Genomic DNA, 18,832 nt, shown 5'->3' with positions numbered 1-18,832 from the left:
GAGCCAGAGAAACGCCCATGTCCGAAGACAACATCCTCACGCCCCAAGGCTGGGTCCGTGGCCGCCTGGTCCATGAGCACGGCAAGGTCGTGGCCATCGAAGGCAGCCCCTGCGACCCGGCGGACAATGACCTGCCCTACCTGCTGCCGGGCTTCATCGACCTGCACGTCCACGGCGGTGGCGGCCAGGACGTCATGCAAGGCCGCACAGCTTTCGAAACCATCACCCGTACCCACGTGCGTTTCGGCACCACCTCGCTGCTGGCCACCACCATGACCGCCCCCAGCGCGGAAATCAGCCAGGTCCTGGCCGAGCTCGGGGTCTACGCCGAGCAGCGCCCCCAGGGCTGTGCCCGAGTGCTCGGCGTGCACCTGGAAGGCCCCTACATCAACCCCGGCAAGCTCGGCGCCCAGCCCAACTTCGCCCACACCGCGCTCATGGCCGAAGTGGAGAAGTACCTGCAACTGGCGCCCATCCGGGTGATCACCATTGCCCCGGAAATCGCCGGCCACGACGCGCTGATCCGCGAACTCAGCGCCCGCGGCGTGCGCATGCAGATCGGCCACACCCTGGGCAGCTACGAAGAAGGCGTGGCCGCCCTCGCCGCCGGCGCCACCAGCTTCACCCACCTGTACAACGCCATGAGCCCCCTGCATCACCGTGAGCCGGGCATCGTCGGCGCCGCCCTGGCCCATGCCCAGTACGCGGAGCTGATCCCCGACCTGCTGCACGTGCACCCCGGCGCCATGCGCGTGGCCCTGCGCTCGATCCCGTGCCTGTACTGCGTCACCGACTCCACCGCCGCCGCCGGCATGCCCGACGGCGAATACCGGCTCGGCAGCCACACCGTGACCAAGTGCCTGGGCGGCGTGCGCCTGGCGGACGGCACCCTGGCCGGCAGCACCCTGACCATGGATCAGGCCCTGCGCAATCTGGTGAAGATCGGCTTGCCCCTGGCCGAGGCCTCCCAGCGCCTGTCGCAATTTCCCGCCGATTACCTCGGCATCCCCGAACGCGGCCGCCTGCAACCCGGCAGCTGGGCCGACAGCGTGCGCCTGGACCGCGCACTCACACTGACCGCCGTCATGGTCGAAGGAGAAGACATTGACTTCAAAAATGCTTGAAGAGGCGCTGTCCTCGCACAGCGCCGTCCGCAGCCAGTTGCAGCACCTGGACCCGTCCCTGGTCGAGGTCGCCGGCCGCCTGCGCCGCCAGCCGCCACAAGTGGCCATGACCGTGGCCCGGGGCAGCTCCGACCATGCCGCCAGCTACTTCGCCTACCTGACCATGCAACAGGTGGGCATCCCGGTGGCCTCGCTGCCGATGTCGGTGGTGACCATGCAACAGGCGCCCTTGCGGGTCAGCGGCCAGGCGGTGTTCGCCTTCTCGCAATCGGGCCAGAGCCCGGATCTGGTGAACAGCGTGCGCCTGCTGCGCAAGCGCGGGGCCCTCAGCGTGGCCATGGTCAATGCCGAGCACAGCCCCCTGGAGGCCGCCAGCGAATTCTCCCTGCCGCTGTACGCCGGCACCGAGCAGAGCGTGGCGGCGACCAAGAGCTTTATCGCCACCCTCAGCGCCAGCGCCCGGCTGATCGGTCACTGGAACGAGGACAGCCACCTGCTGGAGGCCGGCCTGGCTCTGCCCGAGGGCCTGCAACAGGCCGCGACCCAGGACTGGAACCTGGCGGTCAATGCCCTGCGCGATTGCCAGCGCTTGATGGTGATCGGCCGTGGTGCCGGCTTCGCCATCGCCCAGGAAGCGGCGCTCAAGCTCAAGGAAACGTCGGCGATCCAGGCCGAAGCCTTCAGCAGCGCCGAAGTGCGCCACGGCCCGATGGCCCTGATCGACCACGACTACCCGTTGCTGGTGTTCGCCCCCCGGGGCGCCGAACAGGGCGGCCTGTTGAGCCTGGCGGCGGACATGCGCCAGCGCGGCGCCAAGGTGCTGCTGGCGGCGCCGGATGACATCGGTGAGCGGGACCTGACCCTGAGCCGCGCGGAACACCCGGTGCTGGACCCGATCCTGGCGATCCAGAGCTTCTATGTGATGGCCGCCGGCCTGGCCGAGGCCCGCAGCATGGACCCGGATCAGCCGCGCCACCTGAGCAAAGTGACCCGCACGCACTAAGCCCCTTTGATCGATGAGTACTGCGCCATGCACAACAACAATAACGACCTGACGCTCAGTGCCCCCCTCAGCGGGCCTGTCCTGCCGCTGAGCAGCGTCCCCGACCCGGTGTTCGCCAGTGGCGCCATGGGAGACGGGATTGCCATCGACCCGCTCAACGACACGCTGCACGCGCCCTGCGCCGGGCAAGTGGTGCAGATCGCGCGCACCGCCCATGCGGTGACGCTGCGGGCCGCCAACGGTGCCGAATGGCTGCTGCACCTGGGCCTGGACACCGTCGAACTGCAAGGCGAAGGCTTTGCCCTGCTGGTGGAACAAGGCCAGCAAGTCAGCGCCGGCCAGCCCCTGCTGCGGTTTGACCTGGACCATGTGGCGCAGCACTGCCGGAGCCTGATCAGCCTGATGATCCTGACCAACGGCGAACACTTCGAACTGCGTCACCTGAACCTGTCTTCGGTCAAGGTCGGCGAGCCGCTGCTGCATCTCAGCCGCCGCACGGATGCCGCCAGGCCGGAGCTTTCCCGGGCCGACGCCAGCGAGCAGGCCAGCGCCCGGATCAGGGTCGCCCACCGCGGCGGGCTGCACGCTCGCCCGGCCGCGCTGGTGCGCCAGACCGCGGCGGCATTCAACAGCCACTCACAGCTGAGCTTCAAGGACAAAAGCGCTCCCTGCACCAGCCTGATCGCCCTGATGGGCCTGGGCATCGGCGAACAGGATGAAGTGTTGGTCAGTTGCCAGGGCGATGATTGCCAGGCCGCCTTGCAGGCGCTGCTCAAGACGCTAGGCAGCGCCCTGGCGGACGATGCCCACGCCGCAGCGCCGGCCGCGCTCCAGGTGCTGCGCCCGGCCACCGAGGCTGGCGTGTTGCAAGGCGTCTGCGCGGCACCCGGGCTGACTTGCGGCCCCCTGGTGCGCCTCAACGCCATGGAGCTGCCCAAGGACAGCGGCCAGCACCAACCCGAGTCGCAGCGCCAGGCCCTGAGCGCGGCCCTGGAGCAGGTGCGCGGGGATATCCTGCGCACCCTGGAACAGGCCCGGCAACGTCGGGATCAGCAGGAACAGGACATCTTCAACGCCCACCTGGGGCTGCTGGAAGACCCGACCCTGCTGGACGCCGCCGACGCCGCCATCGCCCAGGGACGCGCCGCCACCCATGCCTGGAGCGCCGCCATCGCCGAGCAATGCCAGGTCCTGCAACAACTGGGCAATCCGTTGCTGGCCGAGCGCGCCAACGACCTGCGGGACCTGCAACAACGGGTGCTGCGGGCCTTGCTCGGCGAAGCCTGGCAGTACCAGTTGCCCCCGGGGGCCCTTGTCGCCGCCCAGGAGCTGACCCCGTCCGACCTGCTGCAACTGAGCGCCCAGGGCGTGGCCGGCCTGTGCATGGCCGCCGGCGGCGCCACCTCCCACGTGGCCATCCTCGCCCGCAGCAAAGGCCTGCCTTGCGTGGTGGCCCTGGGCCCGGAGCTGCTTGAGCTGGAGCACCTTCCGGCAGTGGTACTCGATGCCGATGGCGGACGCCTGGAACTGGCACCGGACCCGCAACGCATCGCCCGGGTGCAAGAGGTCGTTGCGGCCCGGAGACAGCGCCGCGAGCAGCAACGCCAGCAAGCCGGTGACGCGGCCCTGACCCGGGACGGCCAGTCGATCGAGGTGGCGGCCAACGTCGCCTCCAGCGCCGAGGCCCGGGACGCGCACCAGGGTGGCGCCGATGGCGTCGGCCTGCTGCGCACCGAGTTCCTGTTCGTCGATCGGCAGACCGCCCCGGACGAAGCCGAGCAACGCCAGGCCTACCAGGCAGTGCTCGACGCCATGGGCGACAAGCCGGTGATCATCCGCACCATCGATGTCGGCGGCGACAAGCAGCTGGACTACCTGCCATTGCCGGTGGAAGCCAACCCGGTGCTGGGCCTGCGCGGCATCCGCCTGGCTCAGGCAAGACCGGAGCTGCTGGACCAGCAATTGCGCGCCCTGCTGCAGGTCAGCCCGGTGCAACGTTGCCGGGTGATGCTGCCGATGGTCACCGAAGTGGCCGAGCTGTTGCACATCCGCCAGCGCCTGAAACAGCTCGCCGCCGAACTGGGCCTGACCCAACAGCCGGAACTGGGGGTGATGATCGAAGTGCCGGCCGCGGCCCTGATGGCCGAGCAGTTGGCGGAACACGCCGACTTCCTCTCCATCGGCACCAACGACCTGTCCCAGTACACCCTGGCCATGGACCGCGACCATGCCGGACTGGCGGCGCGGGTCGACGCCCTGCACCCAGCCCTGCTGCGACTGATCGCCCAGACCTGCAGCGGTGCCGAGCGCCATGGGCGCTGGGTCGGCGTCTGCGGCGCCCTGGCTTCCGATCCCCTGGCCACCCCGGTGCTGATCGGCCTGGGCGTGCGCGAACTGTCGGTGAGCCCGCCGCAGGTGGGGGAAATCAAGGACCGGGTGCGCCAGCTGGATGCCGCCGAATGCCGCCGGCTGAGCCAGCCGCTGCTCGACCTCCAGGGTGCGGTCGCGGTGCGAGAGGCCTGCGCCCGGCACTGGCCGCTGAACCCATAACAAGCATTCCAGGAGAGACGCCATGTACCAGTACTTCATCGAGGGCCTGCAACGCCTCGGCCGCGCCCTGATGCTGCCCATCGCCATCCTGCCGATCGCCGGCCTGCTGCTGCGCCTGGGCGACACCGACCTGCTGAACATCGCCATCATCCACGATGCCGGGCAATCGATCTTCGGCAACCTGGCGCTGATCTTCGCCATCGGCATCGCCGTGGGCTTTGCCCGGGACAACAACGGCACCGCCGGGCTGGCCGGGGCCATCGGCTACCTGGTGATGATCTCGACCCTCAAGGTGCTGGACGCCAGCATCAACATGGGCATGCTCGCCGGGATCATCAGCGGCCTGATGGCCGGCGCGCTGTACAACCGCTTCAAGGACATCAAGCTGCCCGAATACCTGGCGTTCTTTGGCGGCCGGCGCTTCGTGCCCATTGCCACCGGCTTCAGCGCCGTGGGCCTGGGGCTGGCGTTCGGCCTGATCTGGCCGCCGATCCAGCACGGCATCAACAGCTTCGGCCAGTTGCTGCTGGAAAGCGGCAGCTTCGGCGCCTTCGTCTTCGGCGTGTTCAACCGCCTGCTGATCGTCACCGGCCTGCACCACATCCTCAACAACATGGCCTGGTTCATCTTCGGCAGCTTCACCGACCCGAGCACCGGCGCGGTGGTCACCGGCGACCTGACCCGCTACTTCGCCGGGGACCCCAAGGGCGGCCAGTTCATGACCGGGATGTTCCCGATGATGCTGTTCGGTCTGCCCGCCGCCTGCCTGGCGATGTACCGCAACACCTTGCCGGAACGGCGCAAGGTGATGGGCGGGATCTTCCTGTCCATGGCCCTGACCTCGTTCCTTACCGGGGTCACCGAACCCATCGAATTCGCCTTCATGTTCCTCGCCCCATTGCTGTATCTGGTGCACGCGCTGCTCACCGGCCTGGCCATGGCCCTGACCAACCTGTTGAACATCCACCTGGGGTTCACCTTCTCCGGCGGCGCCATCGACATGGCCCTGGGCTGGGGACGCTCCACCAACGGCTGGAAAGTGTTCCCGGTGGGGCTGCTGTACGCGGTGGTGTACTACCTGGTGTTCGACTTCTGCATCCGCCGCTTCAACCTCAAGACCCCGGGACGCGAGGACAGTCCATCCGGGGACAAGAGCGAACTCAACGCCGATCAGCGCGCCGCCGCCTATATCAAGGCCCTGGGCGGTGCGGCCAACCTGATCACGGTCGGCGCTTGCACCACGCGCCTGCGCCTGGAGCTGGCGGACCGCAACCTGGCCGCCGACGCAGAATTGAAAGCCCTGGGCGCCCTGGCCGTGGTGCGCCCCGGCAAGGGCGGCAGCTTGCAGGTGGTGGTGGGACCGATGGCCGACAGCATCGCCGACCAGATCCGTCTGGCGCTGCCGGCGGCAGCCCCGGTCGCGGCGCCAGCGCCACCAGTCGAGGCCCCCCAATCGCTCGAAGTCTCCACCCAGGAAGCCCAGCAGTGGCTCAACGCCCTGGGTGGCCGGGACAATCTGTTGCAGGCCGACTGCGTCGCCCTGACCCGGTTGCGGGTGCAACTGAGTGACAGCCGCAGCCTGTCGGAGTCGGCGCTCGACGCCCTGGGCTGCCAGGGTATGCGGCGCATGGAGGGGGATGTCTGGCACGTGCTGATTGGCCAGAAGGCCGGGGGATTGCAGGCCGCTCTGCAAACGCTGCTGCACAAGAAGGTGGGGGCGAGAGCCTGAAGACGCCTTCGCCGGCAAGCCGGCTCCTACGCTGATCCCGTAGGTGCCGGCCTGACTGAAAAGTCCCACAAAAAAGCCCGCTGACCGTCTCCGGTGCAGCGGGCTTTTTATCGGTGGATCACTTCAGAACGTTTCAAGACGCCAGACTTCATAAGCCGGCGTCTCGTAGGGATGGCTCTGCTTGAGAGCCGCCACTGCATTGGCGATCAGTTCATCGGCCACCACCAGCTCGACCTTCCATTCCTCCACCCGCTCCACCTGACCGGTCTGCCCGAGAAACGGCTGGCTGCCGTCCAACGGGCGAAACTGGCCCTGGCCGAGCACCTGCCAGGCGCACTGGTCATAGGCGCCGATACGTCCGCCACCGGCGGCAAATACGGCGCTCTTGACCTGCTCCACATGGCTGGGAGGCACGAAGAAGCTGAGCTTGTACATCAGCCTCAGTTCACCCAGGCACGTGCGTTGCGGAACATGCGCATCCACGCCGCGTCTTCGTTCCAGTCATCCGGACGCCAGGAGTTCTGCACAGCACGGAACACCCGCTCAGGGTGCGGCATCATGATGGTGACGCGACCGTCGCGGCTGGTGAGGCCGGTGATCCCGCGCGGCGAGCCGTTCGGGTTGGCCGGGTAACGCTCGGTGACCTTGCCGTGGTTGTCGACGAAGCGCAGGGCCACGCAGCCGGACAGATCGGCTTCCAGCAGGGCCTCCTCGCTTTCGAATTCCGCATGGCCTTCGCCGTGGGCGATGGCGATCGGCATCCGCGAACCGGCCATGCCCTGCAGGAAGATCGAGTTCGACTCCTGGACCTGGACCATGGCTACACGGGCTTCGAACTGCTCGGAGCGGTTGCGCACGAAGTGCGGCCAGAACTCGCTGCCCGGGATCAGCTCGTGCAGGTTGGACATCATCTGGCAACCGTTGCACACGCCCAGGGTGAAGCTGTCGGTGCGCTCGAAGAAGCCCTGGAAGGCGTCACGCGCGCGGCTGTTGAACAGCGCCGACTTGGCCCAGCCCTCACCGGCGCCCAGTACGTCGCCGTAGGAGAAACCGCCGCAGGCCACCATGCCCTTGAAGTCGTTGAGGTCGACACGACCGGCGAGGATGTCGCTCATGTGCACGTCGATGGCGTTGAAGCCGGCGCGGTCGAAAGCCGCCGCCATTTCCACCTGGCCGTTGACGCCCTGCTCACGCAGCACCGCCACCTGGGGACGCACGCCTTTCTTGATGTAAGGCGCGGCGATGTCCTGGTTGACGTCGAAGCCCAGCTTGACGCTCAGGCCCGGGTTGTCTTCTTCCAGCAGGACGTCGAATTCCTGCTCGGCGCACTCGGCGTTGTCCCGCAGGCGCTGGATCTGGTAGCTGGTTTCCGCCCACTGACGCTGCAGCAGACGGCGCTGGCCGGTGAACACGCTTTCGCCGTTGTAGGAGATGCTCACTTCACCGTTGTTGATCGGCTTGCCGATCACCGCCACGCAGTCGCCCAGACCGGCAGCGCTGAACTGAGCCAGCACGCCTGGGGTCGCATCCTGCCGCACCTGGATCACCGCACCCAGTTCTTCGTTGAACAGAATGGCGGCGATTTCCGCGGCGTTTTCCGCCACGGCGTCGAGGGTCAGGTTCAGACCGCAGTGACCGGCGAAGGCCATTTCCAGGGCGGTTACCAGCAGGCCGCCATCGGAACGGTCGTGGTAGGCCAGCAGGTGGCCGTCGGCGTTGAGGCCCTGGATCACGGCGAAGAAGGCTTTCAGGTCTTCGGCGTCATCGACGTCCGGCGCTTGCTTGCCGAGCTTGCCGTGGGTCTGGGCCAGGATCGAGGCGCCCATGCGGTTCTGCCCGCGACCGAGGTCGATCAGGATCAGATCGGTGGTGCCCTTGTCCATGCGCAGTTGCGGGGTCAGGGTCTGACGGATGTCCGCCACAGGCGCGAAGCCGGTCACGATCAGCGACAGCGGCGAGGTGACGCTCTTGTCCACGCCTTCTTCGTTCCAGCGGGTGGCCATGGACATCGAGTCCTTGCCCACCGGGATGGTGATGCCCAGCTCGGGGCACAGTTCCATGCCCACGGCCTTGACGGTGTCGTACAGACGCGCGTCTTCACCCGGGTGGCCGGCGGCCGACATCCAGTTGGCGGAGAGCTTGATGTCGCTGATCTTGTTGATCCGCGAGGCGGCGATGTTGGTCAGGGTTTCGCCGATCGCCATGCGGCCGGACGCCGGGGCATCCAGCAGGGCCAGCGGCGTGCGCTCGCCCATGGCCATGGCTTCACCGGTGTAGACGTCGAAGCTGGTGGCGGTCACGGCCACGTCGGCCACCGGCACCTGCCATGGGCCGACCATCTGGTCACGGGCCACGAGGCCGGTGATGGTGCGGTCGCCGATGGTGATCAGGAAGCTCTTGCTGGCCACGGCCGGGTGGTGCAGGACGCGCTCGATGCTCTCGGCGATATCCAGGGTGCTTGGATCGAAATCATCACCCAACTCGGTTTCCCGCACGGCCGAACGGTGCATGCGCGGGGCCTTGCCCAGCAGCACTTCCAGGGGCATGTCCACCGGGCTGTTGCCGAAGTGGCTGTCGGTCACGGTCAGCTGTGGCTCGGCAGTGGCTTCGCCGACCACCGCGAATGGGCAACGCTCGCGCTCGCAGATGGCCTTGAAGCGCTCGAAGTCTGCTGCGCCCACCGCCAGGACATAACGCTCCTGGGATTCGTTGGACCAGATTTCGTGCGGGGCCATGCCCGGCTCGTCGTTGGGAATGTTGCGCAGTTCGAAGCGACCACCGCGGCCGCCATCGTTGACCAGCTCCGGGAAGGCGTTGGACAGGCCGCCGGCGCCGACATCGTGGATGAAGCTGATGGGGTTGTTGTCCCCCAACTGCCAGCAACGGTCGATGACTTCCTGGCAACGGCGCTCCATTTCCGGGTTTTCACGCTGTACCGAGGCAAAGTCCAGGTCCGCCGAGCTGGTGCCGGTGGCCATGGAGGAAGCGGCACCACCGCCCAGGCCGATGAGCATCGCCGGGCCGCCGAGGACGATCAGTTTCGAACCGACGGTGATCTCGCCTTTCTGTACGTGCTCGTCACGGATGTTGCCCATGCCGCCCGCCAGCATGATCGGCTTGTGGTAGCCACGCACTTCATCGCCACGGGGGGTGTTGATGGACTGTTCGAAGGTACGGAAGTAACCGGTCAGGGCCGGACGGCCGAATTCGTTGTTGAACGCAGCGCCGCCCAATGGGCCTTCGATCATGATGTCGAGGGCGTTGACGATGCGCTCGGGCTTGCCGTACGGCACTTCCCACGGCTGTTCGAAGCCCGGGATCTGCAGGTTGGACACGGTGAAGCCGGTGAGGCCGGCTTTCGGCTTGGCGCCGCGGCCGGTGGCGCCCTCGTCACGGATCTCGCCGCCGGAACCGGTGGAAGCCCCCGGGAACGGAGCGATGGCGGTCGGGTGGTTGTGGGTCTCGACCTTCATCAGAATGTGCACCGGCTCCTGCACCGCGCCGTACTGGCGGGTTTCAGGGTTCGGGTAGAAGCGCCCGGCAACGGAACCGACGATCACCGCGGCGTTGTCCTTGTAGGCGGACAGCACACCTTCGCTGTGCATCTGATAGGTGTTCTTGATCATGCCGAACAGGCTTTTTTCCTGGCTCTGGCCGTCGATGTCCCAACTGGCGTTGAAGATCTTGTGGCGGCAGTGCTCGGAGTTGGCCTGGGCGAACATCATCAGTTCGATGTCGTGGGGATTACGCTTGAGGCCCTGGAAGGCGCTCATCAGGTAATCGATTTCGTCTTCGGCCAGGGCCAGGCCCAGTTCGCTGTTGGCTTTTTCCAGCGCGGCGCGGCCGCCGCCGAGGATGTCGATGGCGGTCAGCGGCTTGGGTTCGGCGTGGCTGAACAGGCCGGCGGCCTGCTCCAGGTTGGCCACCACGATCTGGGTCATGCGGTCATGCAGGGCATCGGCAATCGACTGGGCGTCGGCGTCGCTGAACTCACCGGTCACGTAGAAAGCGATACCGCGCTCCAGGCGCTGGACTTTGGCCAGGCCACAGTTACGGGCGATGTCGCTGGCCTTGCTCGACCAGGGCGAGATGGTGCCGAAACGCGGCAGGACCAGGAACAGACGACCGCTCGGCTCTTGTACCGGAACGCTGGGGCCGTACTTCAGAAGGCGCGCAAGCACCTGCTGTTCGTCGCCGGTCAGGACGCCGGTGACTTCGGCGAAGTGAGCGAATTCAGCATACAGGCCACTGACAGCTGGAACCTTCTGGCTCAGTTGTTCAAGGAGTTTGCTGTGGCGAAAGGCAGAAAGGGCAGGAGCGCCGCGCAGGATCAACATCTTCGGGACAGCCTCGGGAAGGGGGTGTGCTTTGAGGCCGTGCATTCTAACGTAAACCGTTGCCATCGGCACTCGAAACCCAACCCCGGGTGGCGCCCGGACGTCGGCCCGGCCCAGGCGCCCTATAACAAAGGCTCATCAGGGTCATTGCCGCGGGTTATTTTAATCGTCACATCAAGCACCGAGGCCCCATTCTTGAGGCCTCCAGCCCAGACCGCCGCTGGCTAGCAGACAAGCCCTTCGCTGTCGAGATATGGCGGCCGTTATCCTTTGCGTATACTGCGCCAATGTTTTCCCCTATGGCTTTACGTCCGCGCTGCGCCAAGTGGCTCATCGTAACCGGACTCTTCCTGATGCTCGGCGCCTGCGTTGAAAAACCCAGCACCCTTGAGCGCGTAAAGGAGGATGGTGTGCTGCGGGTGATCACCCGTAACAGCCCCGCCACCTACTTTCAGGACCGCAACGGCGAAACCGGCTTCGAATACGAGCTGGTGAAGCGCTTTGCCGACGATCTGGGCGTGGAGCTGAAGATCGAGACCGCCGACAACCTCGACGACCTGTACAACCAGTTGGGCCAGCCCAAAGGCCCGGTGCTGGCTGCCGCTGGCCTGGTGAGCAGCGAGCAGCGCAAACAGCAGGTGCGGTTTTCCCACCCTTACCTGGAAGTCACCCCGCAGATCATCTATCGCAACGGCCAGTCCCGCCCTACCAGCGCGCAGAACCTGGTGGGCAAGCACATCATGGTGCTCAAGGGCAGCAGCCACGCCGAACAACTGGCGGAACTCAAGCTCAAGTACCCCGGCATCGACTACGAAGAGTCGGACGCCGTCGAGGTCGTCGACCTGCTGCGCATGGTGGACGAAGGGCAGATCGACCTGACCCTGGTGGACTCCAACGAACTGGCGATGAACCAGGTGTACTTCCCCAACGTACGGGTCGCCTTCGACCTGGGGGATGCCCGCAGCCAGAGCTGGGCGGTAGCCGCCGGCGACGACAACAGCCTGCTCAACGAAATCAACAGCTTCCTCGACAAGGTGGAAAAGAACGGCACCCTGCAACGCCTCAAGGACCGCTATTACGGCCACGTGGACGTGCTCGGCTATGTCGGTGCCTACACCTTCGCCCAACACCTGCAGCAGCGTCTGCCCAAGTACGAGAAACACTTCAAGAATTCGGCCAAGCAGGAGAAGCTCGACTGGCGCCTGCTGGCGGCGGTGGGCTACCAGGAATCCATGTGGCAGGCCGAGGTGACCTCCAAGACCGGCGTGCGCGGGCTGATGATGCTGACCCAGAACACCGCCCAGGCCATGGGCGTGTCCAATCGACTGGACCCCAAGCAGAGCATCAGTGGCGGGGCCAAGTACCTGGCTTATATCAAGGAACAGCTGGACGACAAGATCGAGGAGCCGGACCGCACCTGGTTCGCCCTCGCCGCCTACAACGTCGGTACCGGCCACCTGGACGACGCCCGCAAGCTGGCGGAAAGGGAAGGCCTGAATCCGAACAAATGGCTGGATGTGAAGAAAATGCTGCCACGGCTGTCGCAAAAGCAGTGGTACAGCAAGACCCGCTATGGCTACGCCCGGGGCGGCGAGCCGGTGCATTTCGTCGCCAACATCCGCCGCTACTACGACATCCTGACCTGGGTGACCCAGCCGCAGCTGGAAGGCGATCAGGTCGCCGAGGGCAACCTGCACGTTCCCGGGGTCAACAAGACCAAGCCGCCGGAAGACAATCCGCCGCTTTAACAGCCCTGGCCGGCCAGCCGACTCCTACAGAGATGGTGCAGGAGCCGGCTCGCCGGCGAAGGTCATTCAGGCCTTGGCCGCAGCCGCCAGAATCAGGGCCTTCATCTCCGCTACCGCACCCTTGAAGCCGACGAACAGGGCATGGGCCACCAGGGCGTGGCCGATGTTCAGCTCGTTGATGCCCTTGATCGCCGCCACCGCTTCGACGTTGTGGTAATGCAGGCCGTGGCCGGCATTGACGATCAGGCCCTGGGCCAGCCCCACGGCAACCCCGTCGACGATGCGCTGCAGCTCGCCCGCCACTTCACTCGGCGTCTGGGCATCGGCATAACGACCGGTGTGCAACTCGATGGCCGGCGCGCCGACGCGCTTGGAGGCTTCGATCTGGCGCTCGTCGGCGTCGATGAACAGCGACACTTCAGAACCGATTTTCGACAAGCGCTCCACCGCCGCCTTGATCCGTGCCTCCTGACCGGCCACGTCAAGACCGCCTTCTGTGGTCAGCTCCTGACGGGTTTCCGGCACCAGGCAGATATGCGCCGGGCGAATGCGCTCGGCGAACGCCATCATCTCTTCGGTGACGCCCATCTCGAAGTTCATGCGGGTCTGCAGCACGTCCTTGAGCAGCAGCACGTCGCGCTCCTGAATGTGCCGGCGATCTTCGCGCAGGTGCACGGTGATGCCGTCGGCACCCGCCTCTTCCGCATCCAGAGCGGCCTTGACCGGGTCAGGGTAACGCGTGCCGCGGGCCTGACGCAGGGTGGCAACGTGATCGATGTTCACGCCGAGAAGAATGCGATTGCTGGTGGTCACGGAAGCGCTCCTGGGTAAATGAAAATTCGCCGCACAGCATACGGGGAGAACAGGGTCTGTTGCCATTTGCACGAACGCAGAATGAGCGCTGCGCGTGGCCGGCCGCCGCCAACGGATGAGCGGCAAGTACGCCTAGGGTTTGCGAAACAGCTCGCGACTGACCAGGGGCCGCCCGCCCAGGTGCACGGCCAGGGCCTGGCGCATCAGGCGCTTGGCGGCCGACAAGGCACCGGGAGCGCTCCAGTCGGCCTCGGCCATGGCCAACAGTTCGGTGCCATTGAACAGGCCCGGTTGCAGCAGGAAGACCTGCTCCAGTCCGGCATCCACCTGCAGGCGATACAGGCCATCGGCAGCGATGGGCGCGCCGTGGATGTCGCTGTCCAGGGCGAAACCGTAGCCCAGATCGTCCAGCAGCCGCCACTCAAAGGCCCGCAGCAGGGGCTCCAGGGGCCGGCCTTCGGCCAGGGCCAGCAAGGTGGCGGCGTAGTGGTCGAACACCGCCGGATGGGGATCTTCCGCCGGCAGCAGGCGGATCAGCAGCTCATTCAGGTACAGGCCGCTGAACAAGGCTTCGCCGTTGAGCCAGGCGGCGATTCCGGCACTTTCCATGCGCCCGACGTTCTTCAGCTCGCCGCGGCCGCGAAACTCGACTTCCAGAGGAACGAAGGGTCGCGCCAGGGTACCGGCCTTGCCTCGTGCGTTGCGCAGGACAGCGCGCAGGCGACCTTGAGGGGTGAGGAAATCCACCAGGGCGCTGCTTTCACGGTAAGCGCGGCTGTGCAGGACGTAGGCAAGCTGGCCGACTGGGGCGTTGCTGGACATGGTTGCGGGGGATCTCAGGGGCAGAGAGGGAACCGGGTCCGGAGAAGGAGGTGAAGCGGTTCGCCGACCAGCCGGCTCCTACAGGGTGTTGTTGGAGCCGGCTGGTCGGCGAAAGGTCTCAGAGGTCGCCGTAGCCCAGGGAACGCAAGGCGCGCTCGTCATCGGACCAGCCACCCTTGACCTTGACCCAGAGGTTGAGCATGACCTTGGAGTCGAACAGCAGCTCCATGTCCTTGCGCGCTTCCATGCCGATGCGCTTGATCCGCTCACCCTTGTCGCCAATGATGATTTTCTTCTGCCCATCGCGTTCGACAAGGATCAAGGCGTGGATATGCAGGGTCTTGCCCTGCTGCTTGAACTCTTCGATTTCCACGGTGATCTGGTACGGCAGCTCGGCACCCAGCTGGCGCATGATCTTCTCGCGCACCAGTTCGGCGGCGAGGAAGCGGCTGCTGCGGTCGGTGATCTGGTCTTCCGGGAAGAAGTGGTCGTTCTCCGGCAGGTGCTTGGCGATCAAGCCTTCCAGGGCTTCGAGGTTATGCCCCTGCTGGGCGGAGACCGGCACGATCTCGGCATTCGGCAGTTGCTCCTGCAGCCAGGTCAGGTGCGGCATCAGCTCGGCCTTGTCCTCGATGCGGTCGGTCTTGTTGATCGCCAGGATCACCGGCCCCTGCACGTACTGCACGCGCTCAAGGACCAGTTGGTCCTCGTCGGTCCACTTGGTGCGGTCGACCACGAAGATCACCACGTCGACGTCTTTCAAGGCCGCCGAAGCGGTCTTGTTCATGTAGCGGTTCAGCGCCTTCTCGTTGCTCTTGTGCATGCCGGGGGTGTCGACGTAGATCGCCTGGATGGCGCCTTCGGTCTTGATCCCGAGCATGTTGTGACGAGTGGTCTGGGGCTTGCGCGAGGTGATCGCCAGCTTCTGGCCGAGGATGTGGTTGAGCAGCGTCGACTTGCCCACGTTGGGGCGGCCGACGATGGCGACATAGCCACAGCGTGTTGCGGTTGAATCAGTCATGGCCATTCTCCACGCCCAGGGCAATCAGTGCTGCAGCGGCCGCTACCTGTTCGGCAATACGACGGCTCACACCCTGACCTCGGCTTTTTTCATTCAATAAGGTGACTTCACATTCAACGAAGAATGTCCGGCAGTGCGGCTCGCCCTGGATATCCACCACTTCGTAGCGCGGCAGTTCGCAGGCACGGGACTGGAGGAACTCCTGCAGCCGGGTCTTGGGGTCCTTGTTGGTGTCCACCAGGGTCAGGCTCTCGAACTCCGAGGCCAGCCAGGACAGTACGCGGTCGCGGGCGGTTTCCATGCCGGCGTCCAGGTAGATCGCACCAATCAGGGCTTCCAGGGCATCGGCCAGGATCGATTCACGACGGAAACCGCCGCTCTTCAATTCGCCGGAACCCAGGCGCAGGTATTCGCCCAGGTCGAAACCGCGGGCCAGTACCGCCAGTGTTTCACCTTTCACCAGGCGCGCGCGCAAACGCGACAGCTGGCCTTCACGGGCCTGGGGGAAGCGCTCGAACAACGCCTCGCCGGCCACGAAGTTGAGAATGGCGTCACCGAGAAACTCCAGGCGCTCGTTGTTGCGCCCGGCAAAGCTGCGGTGAGTGAGGGCCAGGAGCATCAGTTCCTGGTCCTTGAAGGAATAGCCGAGCTGACGCTCGAGACGGCTCAAAGAAACGCTCACGGTTTACCCACACTGATTTCGTTGCCGAAACTCGCCATCCTAGGGGCCGCGCACGAAGTGCGGGTGGCAATTAACGCTGTGTTCAAATCCACATCCTGAATATCGTTGACTGCATGCTTCTGGCGATAAGGCTGTTACGGATGACCCGAAGGCGCGCCGTTTTATACAAGAGCCAGAAAAGCATTCGGCGCTGTGTTCAACAGCGCCGTGTGTGATTACTTGATCAGGCCAACCCGCGAGAAATTCGGCAGGTGGCTGAGTTTCGGTTCGGGCCAGCTCATCCAGACTGCGAAGGCCTTGCCGACGATATTCTTGTCGGGAACCATGCCCAGCAGGTCTTTGGGAATACTCGGATCGTCCCAGTAGCGACTGTCGTTGGAGTTGTCGCGGTTGTCGCCCATCATGAAGTAGTGCCCGGCGGGTACCACCCAACGACCGTCCGGAGTGGCCCGATAGCGGCTCATTTCCTTGCGGATCAAGTGCTCGGCGGCACCGAGTTTCTCCTTGTACAGCTCAGCGCTGCCCAGGGTGCCGGGCTCAGCGCCGACCAACTGCTCCGCCACCGGCTGGCCGTTGACGAACAGATGCTTGTCGCTGGTGTAGCGCACTTCATCCCCCGGCAGGCCCACTACACGCTTGATGTAGTTGACGTTGGGGTCGCTTGGGTAGCGGAACACCATCACATCGCCGCGTTGTGGATCACCGATCTCGATGACTTTCTTGTCGATCACCGGCAAGCGAATCCCGTAGGAGAACTTGTTCACCAGGATGAAGTCGCCGACATCCAGGGTCGGTTTCATCGAGCCCGACGGAATCTGGAACGGTTCCACCAGGAACGAACGCAGCACCAGGACAATGAACAACACCGGAAAGAACGACTTGCCGTATTCAACCAGCAGCGGTTCCTTGTTCAGCTTCTCGACCACCAGCCCATCCGGCTGGCTGACGCTGCCCTGATAGTTGGCGATGGCCGCGCGTCGACGCGGTGCGAGAAACACCAGATCGAGCAACGCCAAGAAACCGCATACGAAGACAGCGATGACCAGCAACAGCGGGAAATTTAGTGACATAGGACCTAACTATCCAACCTGAGCACGGCAAGGAAGGCTTCTTGTGGAATTTCCACGTTGCCCACTTGCTTCATGCGTTTCTTACCGGCCTTCTGCTTTTCCAACAGCTTGCGCTTACGGCTGACGTCGCCGCCGTAGCATTTGGCCAGTACGTTCTTTCTGAGGGCCTTGACGGTTGTCCGCGCCACAATCTGCCCGCCGATGGCGGCCTGGATTGCCACGTCAAACATCTGCCGAGGAATCAGATCTTTCATCTTCTCGGTCAACGCACGCCCTTTGTAGTGGGCGTTGTCACGGTGCACGATCAATGCCAGGGCATCGACCTTGTCGCCGTTGATCAATACATCCAGCTTGACCAGATTAGCTGACTGGTAGCGATCGAAGTGGTAATCCAGCGACGCGTAGCCGCGGCTGGTGGACTTCAGGCGATCGAAGAAATCCAGTACCACTTCGTTCATCGGCAGATCGTAGGTCACCTGGACCTGGCTGCCCAGGAACAGCATGTCATGCTGCACACCGCGTTTCTCGATGCACAGGGTTATGACGTTGCCCAGGTGCTCTTGCGGCACAAGGATATTGGCCCGCACGATCGGCTCGCGCATGTCTTCGATCGACGACAGGTCCGGAAGCTTGGACGGGTTGTCGACATAGATGGTTTCACCGGTCTTGAGCAGCAGCTCGAAGATCACCGTCGGCGCGGTGGTGATCAGGTCCAGGTCGTATTCGCGCTCCAGGCGCTCCTGGATGATCTCCATGTGCAGCATGCCGAGGAACCCGCAACGGAAGCCGAAGCCCAGGGCATCGGAGCTTTCCGGGGTGTACTGCAGCGACGAGTCGTTGAGGGTGAGCTTCTGCAGCGCTTCGCGGAAATCCTCGAAGTCATCGGAGCTGACCGGGAACAGGCCGGCATAGACCTGGGGCTGGATGCGCTTGAAGCCTGGCAGCACTTCCACGTCCGGGGTCGAACTCAAGGTCAGGGTGTCACCCACCGGCGCCCCGTGAATATCCTTGATGCCGGCGATGATGAAGCCCACTTCACCGGCCTTGAGGTCGGCAGTGGCGGTGTGTTTCGGGTTGAATACACCGACGCTGTCCACCAGGTGGATCTTGCCGGTGGACTTGACCAGGATCTTGTCGCCTTTCTTGACCCGGCCGTGACGCACACGCACCAGGGACACGACGCCCAGGTAGTTGTCGAACCAGGAGTCGATGATCAGCGCTTGCAGCGGGTCTTCGATATTGCCGGTCGGCGCCGGAATGGTGGTCACCAGGCGCTCGAGCACCTCGTCCACGCCCAGGCCGGTCTTGGCGCTGCAGGTCACGGCGTCGGTGGCATCGATACCGATGATCTTCTCGATCTCTTCCTTGACCCGCTCCGGATCGGCCTGTGGCAGGTCGATCTTGTTCAGCACCGGCATCACTTCCAGGCCCTGCTCGATGGCGGTGTAGCAGTTGGCTACCGACTGGGCTTCAACGCCCTGGCCGGCATCCACCACCAGCAGCGCACCTTCACAGGCCGCCAGGGAGCGACTGACTTCATAGGTGAAGTCCACGTGGCCCGGGGTATCGATGAAGTTCAGCTGGTAGGTAATGCCATCTTTGGCTTTGTAATAGAGGGTGACGCTGTGGGCCTTGATGGTGATCCCGCGCTCACGCTCAAGGTCCATGGAGTCCAGAACCTGGGCTTCCATTTCGCGCTCGGCCAGGCCGCCGCACATCTGGATGAAGCGATCGGCCAGAGTCGACTTGCCATGGTCAATGTGGGCGATGATGGAGAAATTGCGGATATGACTCAAATCACTCACGGATGAACACTCAAAAAGGCTGCAGGCATGGCCCGCCGAAAAATAGCCGGGAATTGTACCTGATACTCGGCACGAGCGTCACGCTCGCCTGTCAGCGTTTGTCAAATGCAAAAACGCCCCGATCCAGA

The 18,832-nt window shown here is 64.7% G+C and carries 13 protein-coding genes; 5 read left to right on the top strand and 8 right to left on the bottom strand.

The window, feature by feature from the left end:
• The first annotated feature begins 17 nt into the window (after positions 1-17).
• From nagA to nagE, 4 genes are read left to right on the top strand one after another with little or no spacing between them, the layout of a single operon-like run.
• A complete protein-coding gene (gene nagA / locus POS17_RS05375) occupies positions 18-1,124 on the top strand; it encodes an N-acetylglucosamine-6-phosphate deacetylase (RefSeq protein WP_060837677.1) in 1,107 nt (368 codons plus the stop codon).
• Positions 1,105-2,127 (top strand): SIS domain-containing protein, encoded by a 1,023-nt coding sequence (locus tag POS17_RS05370; RefSeq protein WP_108544403.1) that lies wholly within the window; start codon positions 1,105-1,107, stop codon positions 2,125-2,127. Before nagA ends, POS17_RS05370 begins: the two co-directional genes overlap by 20 nt.
• A 27-nt stretch (positions 2,128-2,154) precedes the next feature.
• Complete coding sequence (ptsP, locus tag POS17_RS05365; RefSeq protein ID WP_060837675.1) at positions 2,155-4,677, top strand: phosphoenolpyruvate--protein phosphotransferase; 2,523 nt, start codon at positions 2,155-2,157, stop codon at positions 4,675-4,677.
• Positions 4,678-4,699: 22 nt separating this feature from the next.
• On the top strand, positions 4,700-6,406 hold the full coding sequence (gene nagE / locus POS17_RS05360) for an N-acetylglucosamine-specific PTS transporter subunit IIBC (RefSeq protein ID WP_060837674.1): 1,707 nt from the start codon (positions 4,700-4,702) through the stop codon (positions 6,404-6,406).
• A gap of 123 nt (positions 6,407-6,529) precedes the next feature.
• Here the strand turns inward: nagE and POS17_RS05355 are convergent, their stop codons facing one another.
• The gene (locus tag POS17_RS05355; RefSeq protein WP_060837673.1) at positions 6,530-6,841 is read right to left on the bottom strand and encodes a Nif3-like dinuclear metal center hexameric protein; all 312 of its coding nucleotides are present in this window, start codon (positions 6,839-6,841) and stop codon (positions 6,530-6,532) included.
• 5 nt (positions 6,842-6,846) lie between these two features.
• Positions 6,847-10,743: a phosphoribosylformylglycinamidine synthase gene (gene purL, locus POS17_RS05350; protein WP_060837672.1), complete on the bottom strand. Its 3,897-nt coding sequence runs from the start codon at positions 10,741-10,743 to the stop codon at positions 6,847-6,849.
• A gap of 287 nt (positions 10,744-11,030) precedes the next feature.
• On the opposite strand from purL, the gene mltF reads away from it, so the two are divergent.
• A complete protein-coding gene (gene mltF, locus POS17_RS05345) occupies positions 11,031-12,491 on the top strand; it encodes a membrane-bound lytic murein transglycosylase MltF (protein ID WP_060837671.1) in 1,461 nt (486 codons plus the stop codon).
• A gap of 66 nt (positions 12,492-12,557) precedes the next feature.
• On the opposite strand, the gene pdxJ is transcribed toward mltF, so the two are convergent.
• From pdxJ to lepA, 6 genes are all read right to left on the bottom strand, one after another.
• Positions 12,558-13,304, bottom strand: a complete 747-nt coding sequence (gene pdxJ, locus POS17_RS05340; protein ID WP_060837670.1) for a pyridoxine 5'-phosphate synthase — start codon at positions 13,302-13,304, stop codon at positions 12,558-12,560.
• Between the two features lie 132 nt (positions 13,305-13,436).
• Entirely contained in the window at positions 13,437-14,126 is a 690-nt protein-coding gene (recO, locus tag POS17_RS05335; protein WP_060837669.1) for a DNA repair protein RecO, read from the bottom strand.
• A gap of 118 nt (positions 14,127-14,244) precedes the next feature.
• Positions 14,245-15,147 carry a GTPase Era gene (gene era, locus POS17_RS05330; RefSeq protein ID WP_019094760.1) on the bottom strand — a complete coding sequence of 301 codons (903 nt, stop codon included), beginning with the start codon at positions 15,145-15,147 and terminating at the stop codon, positions 14,245-14,247.
• On the bottom strand, positions 15,140-15,829 hold the full coding sequence (gene rnc / locus POS17_RS05325) for a ribonuclease III (protein WP_011059421.1): 690 nt from the start codon (positions 15,827-15,829) through the stop codon (positions 15,140-15,142). The genes era and rnc overlap by 8 nt, the downstream gene beginning before the upstream one ends.
• 215 nt (positions 15,830-16,044) lie before the next feature.
• On the bottom strand, positions 16,045-16,899 hold the full coding sequence (gene lepB, locus POS17_RS05320; RefSeq protein ID WP_060837668.1) for a signal peptidase I: 855 nt from the start codon (positions 16,897-16,899) through the stop codon (positions 16,045-16,047).
• A gap of 5 nt (positions 16,900-16,904) precedes the next feature.
• The gene (gene lepA / locus POS17_RS05315; protein WP_060837667.1) at positions 16,905-18,704 is read right to left on the bottom strand and encodes a translation elongation factor 4; all 1,800 of its coding nucleotides are present in this window, start codon (positions 18,702-18,704) and stop codon (positions 16,905-16,907) included.
• Between the last annotated feature and the right edge of the window lie 128 nt (positions 18,705-18,832).

Origin of the sequence: Pseudomonas sp. Os17 (genome assembly GCF_001547895.1) — a bacterium.
In the GTDB taxonomy this organism is placed as follows: Bacteria; Pseudomonadota; Gammaproteobacteria; order Pseudomonadales; family Pseudomonadaceae; genus Aquipseudomonas.
Note: the sequence above shows the minus strand (reverse complement) of the source record. Positions and strands in the feature narration are given on the sequence as shown.